The sequence below is a fragment of the Streptococcus sp. 1055 genome, assembly GCF_013276815.1.
Lineage (GTDB): Bacteria > Bacillota > Bacilli > Lactobacillales > Streptococcaceae > Streptococcus > Streptococcus pseudopneumoniae.
In genome coordinates this window covers 1-11497 of sequence record NZ_VMLT01000002.1, presented here as the reverse complement: position 1 = coordinate 11497, position 11497 = coordinate 1, and the positions used below count along the sequence as shown (strand labels likewise).

7 protein-coding genes and 1 pseudogene are annotated in these 11497 nt (G+C 38.5%); 7 read left to right on the top strand and 1 reads right to left on the bottom strand.

Annotated features, from left to right (window positions below):
• The 5 genes and pseudogenes from HT699_RS00050 (at position 1) to HT699_RS00030 (ending at position 6752) form a co-directional block, all read left to right on the top strand.
• Positions 1-810, top strand: a complete 810-nt coding sequence (locus HT699_RS00050; RefSeq protein WP_001289495.1) for an MBL fold metallo-hydrolase — start codon at positions 1-3, stop codon at positions 808-810.
• 90 nt (positions 811-900) lie between these two features.
• A complete protein-coding gene (locus HT699_RS00045) occupies positions 901-1143 on the top strand; it encodes a DUF6290 family protein (protein WP_000208079.1) in 243 nt (80 codons plus the stop codon).
• Between the two features lies 1 nt (position 1144).
• Positions 1145-1399 (top strand): type II toxin-antitoxin system RelE/ParE family toxin, encoded by a 255-nt coding sequence (locus HT699_RS00040; RefSeq protein WP_007285186.1) that lies wholly within the window; start codon positions 1145-1147, stop codon positions 1397-1399.
• A gap of 74 nt (positions 1400-1473) precedes the next feature.
• Positions 1474-3330 (top strand): Eco57I restriction-modification methylase domain-containing protein, encoded by a 1857-nt coding sequence (locus HT699_RS00035; RefSeq protein WP_172933991.1) that lies wholly within the window; start codon positions 1474-1476, stop codon positions 3328-3330.
• A gap of 164 nt (positions 3331-3494) precedes the next feature.
• A pseudogene (locus HT699_RS00030) lies at positions 3495-6752 on the top strand (DEAD/DEAH box helicase family protein).
• A 270-nt stretch (positions 6753-7022) separates the two neighbouring features.
• On the opposite strand, the gene HT699_RS00025 reads toward HT699_RS00030, so the two are convergent.
• On the bottom strand, positions 7023-7991 hold the full coding sequence (locus HT699_RS00025; RefSeq protein WP_000204723.1) for an L-lactate dehydrogenase: 969 nt from the start codon (positions 7989-7991) through the stop codon (positions 7023-7025).
• 193 nt (positions 7992-8184) lie between these two features.
• Between HT699_RS00025 and gyrA the strand changes: the two genes are divergently transcribed.
• A complete protein-coding gene (gene gyrA / locus HT699_RS00020; RefSeq protein ID WP_001153001.1) occupies positions 8185-10653 on the top strand; it encodes a DNA gyrase subunit A in 2469 nt (822 codons plus the stop codon).
• A complete protein-coding gene (srtA, locus tag HT699_RS00015) occupies positions 10653-11396 on the top strand; it encodes a sortase SrtA (protein WP_000018518.1) in 744 nt (247 codons plus the stop codon). Before gyrA ends, srtA begins: the two co-directional genes overlap by 1 nt.
• Positions 11397-11497: the final 101 nt, after the last annotated feature.

Genomic DNA, 11497 nt, shown 5'->3' with positions numbered 1-11497 from the left:
ATGAGTGAAATAGGCTTTAAATACAGTATTTTAGCGTCGGGTTCCAGTGGAAATTCCTTTTATCTGGAAACCTCAAAAAAGAAGCTTTTAGTAGATGCAGGCTTATCTGGTAAGAAAATTACCAGCCTACTTGCTGAAATTAACCGCAAGCCAGAAGACCTGGATGCCATCTTGATTACCCATGAGCATTCAGACCATATCCATGGAGTAGGCGTTTTGGCTCGCAAGTATGGTATGGATCTTTATGCCAATGAAAAGACCTGGCAGGCTATGGAAAATAGCAAGTATCTCGGTAAGGTAGACTCGTCGCAAAAGCATATTTTTGAAATGGGTAAAACCAAAACCTTTGGAGATATCGACATCGAGAGTTTTGGTGTAAGCCATGATGCAGTCGCACCGCAGTTTTATCGCTTTATGAAGGATGACAAGAGTTTTGTCATGCTGACTGATACAGGTTATGTTAGCGATCGTATGGCGGGAATTGTCGAAAATGCGGACGGCTATCTTATTGAGTCCAATCATGATGTAGAGATTTTGCGAGCAGGTTCTTACGCTTGGCGACTCAAACAACGAATCCTATCTGACCTCGGTCACCTTTCTAACGAAGACGGTGCTGAAGCTATGATTCGTACCTTGGGAAACCGCACTAAGAAAATCTACCTTGGGCATTTATCTAAGGAGAACAATATCAAGGAACTGGCTCATATGACCATGGTCAATCAGCTGGCTCAAGCTGATCTGGGAGTCGGAGTGGACTTTAAGGTTTATGATACCTCACCAGATACCGCAACACCCTTGACGGACATATAGAAAGAACGCTGAGAAGGTGTTCTTTTTATATTGACTGAACACCTAAAAAGTAATACAATGGTGTTACCATTAAAAAAGGGAGTGCAAAAGATGACTACTATTACATTAAAAGTTTCTGAAGCTGATAAAACATTTATGAAAGCAATGGCTAAGTTTGAAGGAGTTTCCCTGTCGGAACTGATCCGCACCAAAACTCTCGAAGCTCTAGAAGACGAATACGATGCTCGTGTGGCAGATTTAGCCTATCAAGAGTATTTAGAAGACTTGGAAAAAGGAGTTGAACCCATTACTTGGGAAGAAATGATGCATGATTTAGGCTTGGAGGATGAATAATTTGTATAAATTAGTTCCGACAAGACGATTCATCAAGCAATTGAAAAAATTGGATCGTTATACGCAGAAGCTAATTACAAACTATTTACAAGCCAATGTTTTGGAAGACCCAAGACGACACGGAAAGGCTTTGGTTGGTAATCGTGTTGGTCAATGGCGCTATAGAATTGGTAATTATCGAGTTATCGTACAAATTGTAGATGATGAATTAGTCGTTGCTATTCTAGAAGTTGGTCATCGGAGAGATATTTATTGAATTACTTTTTTCAAGTAAATTTTCATTCTTTTAAATATGATATAATAGGGCTTACAATACAAGAGAGGTTGCTTATGACAATAGATATTAGTGAAGAAAGTTTATCTAAAGAATCGGCTGACTTATTAAAAATTCTTTTAAAAGATCGAACGACAAAGAAATCAATTGTTTGGGCTACGCATTCTTATGAATTGTTAGGAAAGGGATTTGCTCCAAGTGATCGCATCAATCCAAGTAAGGTGACGGGAACCTATGCCAACTTGATTCAACCCAGATCTGAAAAATCCAAATATGAACAAAAAGATCGGACAAAAATAAGGGCAGAAGTGTTTACACCAACGTGGTTGGTCGCAAAGCAAAATGGATATGTAGAATCGGAACTAGGCTCGTTAAGTCTTGAAGAGTATGTTGACTTACGGTGGTTAGAGATAACTTGTGGTGAAGCACCCTATATGGTAACGAGATATGATACAGTGACTGGTAAGGAAATTCCATTATCTGAGCGTGTTGGGTTTGTAGATAGAAAACTACAACGGATTAGTCGTGAGGTTTCAGATGAAGTCGCCTTTTATAAACTTATAAAAGAAGCTTATCGTGCTTCGTATGGTTATGAGTACCAAGGGGACTCTCTCCTTTTGGCGCGTGAGAATCTTTTGGCAACTTTTGAGGACTATTATCTAGCTAAGACTGGAAATCAACCAACATTAGAGCAAAAGAAAGAAATTGCGACTATTATTTCTTACAATGTCTTTCAGATGGATGGATTGAAAAAAAGTAGTCCTTATTCAGCTAAACAAAAGCAATCTCAACAATTGAGTTTGTTTGCGGATGAGCTAGAAGTCCAAGAAGTAGAAGAATCTAAAACCCATATCAAAGACTGGAAAAAGAATAGAATGATAGGTTTTGAGCGCCTATCTAGCGAGGAAAGTGAAATGAAATTTGATGTCGTGATAGGAAATCCGCCTTATCAGGAAACAGGAGAAGCTAGAGATGAGCCGATATATCACTATTTTATTGATGAAGCTTATAAAATCGCAGATAAATCTATACTAATCACCCCAGCAAGGTTTTTATTTAAAGCCGGTCAAACTCCAAAAAATTGGATGGAAAAGATGCTAGAAGATAAGCATTTAAAAGTTCAATTCTATGAGCTTAAAAGCGATAAAGTATTCACAGGAACAGATATTAAGGGTGGAGTAGCAATAACTTATCGTGATGCTGATAAAGATTTGGGACCAATCGGAGTATTTACTATTTTTGAATCTTTGAATAGTATTGTAAAAAAAATCGAAAAACATCCAGACTTTGAAACTTTTTCTGATTTAGTTTATCCTCAAGGTATTTATAGATTTTCAGATGAACTTTTTTCTGATTATCCAAATGCTGAAAAGTTGCAAGGAAAAGGGACAAAAAATAAAATTGTTTCAAAATCACTGACTCAGTTAGATTTTGTTTTCAAAAACAAAGAAGAAAAAGACCATGTTGCTCTACTTGGAAGAATTGGCTCCGAACGTGTTTATCGATATATTAATAAAAAATATTTAGATTTACCGGAAACATTCGAAAATTATAATGTTTTTGTACCAGAAGCTAATGGAAGTGGTGCCTTAGGTGAAGTCTTATCAACACCCCTAATCGGGCATACAGATACTTTTTTATCTATTGGTAATTTTAAAACAAAATTTGAAGCCGATGCTTGTATTAAATTTATTAAAACTAAATTCGCTAGAGTATTATTAGGTGTTTTGAAAGTTACTCAGCATAATTCACGCAAAACTTGGTATTACGTCCCCCTCCAAGACTTCACGGTCAATTCGGACATTGATTGGACACAATCAGTGGCTGATATTGACCGCCAGCTTGATCAAAAATATGACCTTTCCCCTGAAGAAATTGCCTTTATTGAGAATCATGTAAGGGAGATGGATTAGAAAAGTATTTTTATTTGACAAATAGTGCTCAATGATCTAAAATGACTATATAGGATTAGGTCAGGAAGCATACGATGCCCTGACCCTTTTTGTACTTATGAGATGAGAAAGTCATTTGTTAGATAAATTGACTTGGTTAGCAAACGTTCAAAAAAGGAAAACTTATGCCAGTAGAAATTAAAACCACTAAAGAGATTCATCCTAAAATCTATGCCTACACCACACCTACGGTAACCAGTAATGAAGGCTGGATTAAGATTGGGTATACAGAACGTGATGTCACACAACGTATCAAGGAGCAAACGCATACTGCTCATATAGATACAGACATATTGTGGACTGGAGATGCGACCTACACAGAAGAGCCTAATAAGGGGAAAACTTTCAAGGATCATGATTTCCACCATTTCTTGTCTTTCCATGATGTAGAACGTCGTCCTAAGACGGAATGGTTCTATTTTAATGGAACTCCTGAAAAATCTAAAAATCTATTCGATAAATTTGTTCAGCATGATTTGTCTGGTTATCAACCTGGAAAAGGACAGGACTATACTCTGCGACAAGAGCAAGAAGAAGCAGTTGCTAAGACATTAGCTTATTTCCAAGAACATGCTGGAGGCAAGTTTCTCTGGAATGCCAAACCACGCTTTGGTAAAACCTTGTCTACCTATGACCTAGCTCGACGGATGGAAGCTGTCAATGTCCTAATTGTAACAAACCGCCCTGCCATTGCTAACTCATGGTATGATGATTTTGAAACATTCATAGCAGGTCAGACGACTTACAAGTTTGTTTCTGAATCAGATAGCCTTAAGAGTCGTCCAACTTTGTCACGTAAAGAATTTGTTGGTATTTTAGATGACGATGTAAGACAACTTGCTTTTATCAGTCTCCAAGACTTGAAAGGTTCTGTTTATTTAGGTGGAGAGCACGATAAACTCAAATGGGTGACTGATCTGCATTGGGATTTGTTGGTTATTGACGAGGCTCATGAAGGAGTTGATACCTTCAAGACTGACCAAGCCTTTAATAAGATCCGTCGAAACTTTACCTTACACCTTTCTGGAACTCCATTTAAAGCATTGGCAAAGGGAGAGTTTACCGAGGAGCAAATCTATAACTGGTCTTATGCTGATGAGCAGGCAGCCAAAACTATTTGGTCGCCTGAGCAAGAAGAGGAAAATCCATATGAAACCTTACCTCAGTTAAATCTCTTTACCTATCAAATGTCTCAGATGATTGGTGAAGAGCTAGAGAAAGGCGCTCAACTTGATGGTGAAAATATTGACTATGCTTTTGACTTGAGTGAATTTTTCGCTACAGATGATAAAGGTAAATTTATCCATGAGCAAGATGTCAGAAATTGGTTAGATACTCTATCAAGCAATTAAAAATATCCATTTTCAACCAAAGAACTCCGTAATGAACTCAAGCATACTTTTTGGCTGTTGGAGCGTGTCGCTTCGGCCAAAGCATTAAAAGCCCTACTAGAAGAACACCCCATCTATGAAAACTATGAGATCGTTCTAGCTGCTGGTGACGGACGTATGTCCGAAGAAGACGATAAAGTCAAACTCAAATCCTTGGACTTGGTTAGAAAAGCGATAGCAGGTAATGACAAAACCATTACCCTATCCGTCGGTCAATTGACGACAGGTGTCACTATCCCTGAGTGGACAGGTGTATTGATGTTATCGAATTTGAAATCACCTGCACTTTATATGCAGGCCGCCTTCCGTGCTCAAAATCCTTACTCATGGATCGATAACAAAGGAAATCACTTTCGCAAAGAAAGAGCCTATGTATTTGACTTTGCGCCGGAAAGAACCTTGATTCTCTTTGATGAGTTTGCCAACAACTTATCGCTTGCGACTGCAGGAGGCGGCGGGACTTCGACAACTCGTGAAGAAAACATCAGAGAATTACTCAATTTCTTCCCTGTCATAGCTGAAGACCGTGCTGGTAAAATGGTTGAAATTGATGCCAAGGCGGTTCTAACCATTCCTCGCCAGATAAAAGCTAGAGAAGTTCTTAAACGTGGCTTTATGTCCAATCTATTATTTGATAATATCAGCGGTATTTTCCAAGCTAGTCAAACAGTTCTAGATATTTTAAATGAGCTGCCAGTTGAAAAGGAAGGGAAGGTACAAGATAGTTCTGATCTATTAGACTTTTCAGATGTTACAGTCGATGATGAGGGAAATGCAGTAGTTGACCATGAAATCGTAGTTAATCAACAAATGCGACTTTTTGGAGAAAAAGTCTATGGACTCGGTCAGTCTGTTGTTGAACTGGTCACTAAGGACGAGGATAAAACTCAAAAGCAACTAGTCAATGACTTGAGCAAGACAGTTTCTTCAGTGATTGTAGAGGAATTGAAAGTTGGATATGATGACCTTAAAACTCGAGAAGCAGACCACATCAAGAAACAAATTACAGCAATATTTGAGAATGAAATTCGAAAAAATGATATCGAAAGAAAAATTTCTGAAGCTCATATCAAGCAAGAATTGCAGCAACAAATCAAGGAAGCGGTTGATAAGGAGCAAAAGGATAAGATTCAAGAAGATTTTGATAAACGTTTAGAAGAAAATAATCTCATTCACAAAGAAAAACTAGAGCAAACACTCAAAAAAGAGGTGGAAAAAATGCCTGAGAAGTTTATCGAACAGGTTGAGATAAAACGTGTTGAACAGTTAAAACAATCAGCTCAAGATGAGATTCGTGACCATCTTCGAGGATTTGCACGAACAATTCCAAGTTTCATCATGGCCTATGGCAATCAATCTCTAACACTTGATAATTTTGATACCTTTGTTCCTGAGCATGTTTTCTTTGAAGTGACTGCTATTACGATTGACCAATTTCGTTATTTGAGAGATGGTGGACAAGATTTTGCAGGACATCTCTTTGATCGAGCAACATTTGACGAAGCTATCCAAGAATTTCTTCGTAAGAAAGAGGAGTTGGCGGATTATTTTAAAGATCAAAAAGAAGATATTTTTGACTATATTCCACCACAGAAAACCAATCAGATTTTCACTCCTAAACGTGTGGTAAAAAGAATGGTGGATGATTTGGAAAAGGAAAATCCAGGGATATTTGACGATCCATCTAAGACATTTATTGATTTGTACATGAAGTCAGGCCTCTATATTGCAGAATTGGTTAAGCGACTATATAATAGCAATGGTTTAAAAGATGCATTTCCAAATCCTGAAGAACGTTTAAAACATATCCTAGAAAATCAAGTTTATGGATTTGCTCCGTCTGAGATTATCTATAACATTTCCACTAATTTTATATTTGGCAATCTTTCTAAAGATATCAGTAGGAAGAATTTTGTTTTAGCAGATACCATTCCAGCGGCTAAAGAAGGGCGCATTCAAAAGTTGGTTGATTCCTATTTTGAAAATAATTAAAAAGAAGGCTGAGTCAAAATTCTTTGAAATCAGAAAAAACGCATAAGATAAGGTATTGACAATCCTTGATATTATGCGTTTTATTGTGGGAAGATGTATAATGGATTGAAATAAGATATGAACAAATCAATTAGGAATTTAAAGCATTTTATAACAACGTTTTAGAGTGATAGGGTGCTATTTCAACTTCAACCTACTATAATACAGAAAAAAACAACTCCCTGATGATTCAAGGAGTTGTCTATAGTTAAATTAATTTTTAGAAGCTTCTTAGAATTCTGGATTTTTCCATGCTTCGTCAATAATAGCTTGCAATTCTTTAGCAGATGCTTGCATTTTTTGAGTTTCTGCATCGTTCAATGGAATGTTTACTGGACGAACGATACCGTGTGCTCCAACGATAGCTGGTTGACCGATAAAGACGTTCTCAATTCCGTATTGACCTTCTTGGAATACGGAAAGTGGAAGTACTGCGTTTTCATCGTCAAGGATTGCTTTAGTGATACGAGCGAGGGCTACAGCGATACCGTAGTATGTAGCACCTTTCTTGTTAATGATTGAGTATGCAGCGTCGCGAACAGAAATGAAGAGTTCTACAAGGTCAGCTTCATTCAAGTCACGGTTAGCTTGCAACCATTGTTCCAATTTTACACCGGCAACGTTAGCATGTGACCAAACGGCAAACTCAGAGTCACCGTGTTCACCCATGATATAGGCGTGAACTGAACGAGCGTCAACACCGATTTTTTCAGCAAGGGCTTGACGGAAACGAGCTGAGTCAAGTGAAGTACCTGAACCGATAACGCGTTCTTTAGGGAAACCAGAGAATTTCCAAGTTGAGTAAGTCAAAACGTCAACTGGGTTAGCAGCAACAAGGAAGATACCTTTGAAACCTGATTCAACAACTTGAGTTACGATTGATTTGTTGATAGCAAGGTTTTTACCTACAAGGTCAAGACGAGTTTCACCTGGTTTTTGAGGCGCACCTGCAGTGATCACAACAAGGTCAGCGTCTGCACAGTCAGAGTATTGAGCTGCATAGATTTTTTTAGGTGAAGTGAAGGCAAGGGCGTGACTAAGGTCAAGCGCATCACCAACAGCTTTTTCATGCAATTGTGGAATTTCGATAATTCCAAGCTCTTGTGCAATTCCTTGGTTAACAAGTGCAAAAGCGTAAGATGAACCTACAGCACCATCACCGACAAGGATAACTTTTTTGTGTTGTTTAGTTGAAGTCATTGTTCTAAACATCTCCTTAATTTTATTAGGGGATTTTCCCTAGACAACTTCATTCTATCACTTTTAAAAAACTTTGTCACGAATATGCCGTATAGTTCTCTATGTAAACGTTTTAGTGGTTTAAAGGCTGAAATAGATGGGAATTTATGGTATAATGTTGTTACTTACTAATTGTGAAATGAGGCATTTATTAATGCAGGATAAAAATTTAGTGAATGTCAATCTGACAAAGGAGATGAAGGCTAGCTTTATCGACTACGCCATGAGTGTTATCGTAGCGCGAGCTCTTCCTGATGTTCGAGATGGCTTAAAACCTGTTCACCGTCGCATTCTCTACGGAATGAATGAATTGGGTGTTACTCCAGACAAACCCCATAAAAAATCTGCTCGTATTACAGGGGATGTCATGGGTAAATACCACCCACACGGGGATTCCTCTATTTATGAAGCCATGGTCCGTATGGCTCAATGGTGGAGCTACCGTTACATGCTTGTAGATGGTCATGGGAATTTTGGTTCCATGGATGGAGATAGTGCTGCCGCTCAACGTTATACCGAGGCACGTATGAGCAAGATTGCTCTGGAAATGCTTCGTGATATCAACAAAAATACAGTTGATTTTGTTGATAACTATGATGCCAATGAACGGGAACCCTTGGTCTTGCCAGCGCGTTTTCCAAACCTTTTGGTTAATGGAGCAACTGGTATTGCTGTTGGGATGGCAACCAATATTCCACCTCATAATCTAGGTGAAACCATTGATGCAGTGAAGTTGGTCATGGATAATCCTGAAGTGACTACCAAGGAATTGATGGAAGTCTTGCCTGGTCCAGATTTTCCAACAGGTGCCCTTGTCATGGGGAAATCAGGTATCCACAAGGCTTATGAAACAGGTAAAGGTTCGATTGTCCTACGTTCTCGTACCGAAATCGAAGAAACTAAGACTGGCCGTGAGCGCATTGTTGTAACAGAATTTCCTTATATGGTCAACAAAACCAAGGTGCATGAGCATATTGTTCGCTTGGTTCAGGAAAAACGCATTGAGGGGATTACAGCAGTACGTGATGAGTCAAACCGTGAGGGTGTTCGATTTGTTATTGAAGTCAAGCGTGATGCGTCAGCCAATGTTATCCTCAATAATCTTTTCAAGATGACCCAGATGCAAACCAACTTTGGTTTCAATATGCTGGCTATCCAAAATGGTATACCGAAAATTTTGTCTCTTCGTCAGATTTTGGATGCTTATATCGAGCACCAAAAAGAAGTAGTTGTTCGTCGTACACGTTTTGATAAGGAAAAAGCGGAAGCGCGCGCTCATATCTTAGAAGGTCTCTTGATTGCGCTAGACCATATCGACGAAGTGATTCGTATCATTCGTGCTAGTGAAACGGATGCGGAAGCACAAGCTGAGTTGATGAGTAAGTTTAAGCTTTCTGAACGTCAAAGTCAGGCCATCCTAGACATGCGTCTTCGTCGTTTGACAGGTTTGGAACGCGATAAGATTCAATCTGAGTATGATGACCTCTTGGCTCTGATTGCGGACTTAGCGGATATTCTTGCTAAGCCTGAACGTGTTTCTCAAATCATCAAAGACGAATTGGATGAAGTTAAACGTAAATTTTCCGATAAACGCCGTACAGAGTTGATGGTTGGACAGGTCTTGAGTCTCGAGGATGAGGACTTGATTGAAGAATCGGATGTCTTAATTACCCTTTCTAACAAAGGATACATTAAACGTCTGGACCAAGCTGAATTTACTGCTCAAAAACGTGGGGGTCGTGGTGTCCAAGGAACAGGAGTGAAAGATGATGACTTTGTTCGTGAGTTAGTGTCAACTAGCACCCATGATCATCTGCTCTTCTTCACAAATAAAGGACGAGTTTATCGTTTGAAAGGTTATGAAATTCCTGAGTATGGTCGGACTGCCAAAGGGCTACCAGTAGTCAATCTCTTGAAATTGGATGAAGACGAAAATATTCAGACGGTTATCAATGTTGAGTCTGATCGCAGTGATGATGCTTATCTCTTCTTTACAACCCGTCACGGTATTGTGAAGAGAACCAGTGTTAAGGAATTTGCCAATATTCGTCAAAATGGTCTCAAAGCGCTGAATTTAAAGGATGAAGATGAGTTAATCAATGTCTTGTTGGCGGAAGGAGATATGGATATTATCATTGGTACCAAGTTTGGTTATGCAGTTCGCTTTAATCAATCAGCCGTTCGTGGTATGAGTCGTATCGCCACTGGTGTGAAAGGTGTTAACCTTCGTGAAGGAGACACAGTTGTTGGTGCCAGCTTGATTACTGATCAAGATGAGGTTCTTATTATCACAGAAAAAGGATATGGTAAGCGTACAGTCGCTACTGAATACCCAACAAAAGGTCGTGGTGGTAAGGGAATGCAGACAGCTAAAATTACCGAAAAAAATGGCTTGCTGGCCGGTCTTATGACTGTTCAAGGGGATGAGGATTTGATGATTATCACTGATACAGGTGTCATGATTCGAACCAATCTTGCCAATATTTCACAAACAGGACGCGCAACTATGGGAGTTAAAGTAATGCGCCTGGATCAAGATGCTCAGATAGTGACTTTCACAACGGTTGCGGTGGCAGAAAAAGAAGAAGTTGGGACAGAAAATGAAACAGAAGGTGAAGAATAATGTCTCATAAAAATAATAAAAAGAAAAACAAGCGAAAAAATCTGCTGACAAATATCCTAGCAGGATTTCTGATATTACTGTCACTGGCTTTGATTTTTAATGCGCAAATTCGAAATATTTTCATAGTCTGGAATACCAATAAGTATCAAGTTAGCCAGGTATCAAAAGAAAAATTAGAAGAAAATCAGGATACAGAAGGCAATTTTGACTTTGATTCTGTCAAAGCTATCTCTTCGGAAGCTGTTCTAACTTCTCAATGGGATGCTCAAAAATTACCAGTTATTGGGGGAATTGCAATTCCTGAATTGGAAATGAATTTGCCGATTTTTAAAGGACTTGATAATGTTAATCTCTTCTACGGAGCTGGTACAATGAAACGCGAGCAAGTAATGGGGGAAGGAAATTATAGTCTAGCTAGTCACCATATCTTTGGTGTTGATAATGCTAATAAAATGTTATTTTCTCCTTTAGATAATGCTAAAAATGGCATGAAGATTTATCTAACCGATAAAAATAAAGTTTATACTTATGAAATACGTGAAGTCAAACGTGTGACACCGGATCGTGTTGATGAAGTTGATGATAGAGAAGGGGTCAATGAAATCACATTAGTAACCTGTGAAGACCTTGCTGCTACAGAACGTATTATTGTCAAAGGTGATTTGAAAGAAACAAAAGATTATTCACAAACATCTGATGAAATCCTAACAGCTTTCAATCAACCATATAAACAATTTTATTAATACAAATCAGTGAAATCCAGAATTTCACTGATTTTTTTAAGATTTTCATAAAAATATAGTAAAATGAAATAAGAATAGGACGAATCGATCAGGACAGTCAA

Bases quoted from the DNA above. Each gene is read 5' to 3' on its own strand.
- HT699_RS00035 (WP_172933991.1), top strand. From the start codon at position 1,474: ATGACAATAGATATTAGTGAAGAAAGTTTATCTAAAGAATCGGCTGAC.
- gyrA (WP_001153001.1), top strand. From the start codon at position 8,185: ATGCAGGATAAAAATTTAGTGAATGTCAATCTGACAAAGGAGATGAAG.
- srtA (WP_000018518.1), top strand. From the start codon at position 10,653: ATGTCTCATAAAAATAATAAAAAGAAAAACAAGCGAAAAAATCTGCTG.
- HT699_RS00045 (WP_000208079.1), top strand. From the start codon at position 901: ATGACTACTATTACATTAAAAGTTTCTGAAGCTGATAAAACATTTATG.
- HT699_RS00025 (WP_000204723.1), bottom strand. From the start codon at position 7,991: ATGACTTCAACTAAACAACACAAAAAAGTTATCCTTGTCGGTGATGGT.
- HT699_RS00050 (WP_001289495.1), top strand. From the start codon at position 1: ATGAGTGAAATAGGCTTTAAATACAGTATTTTAGCGTCGGGTTCCAGT.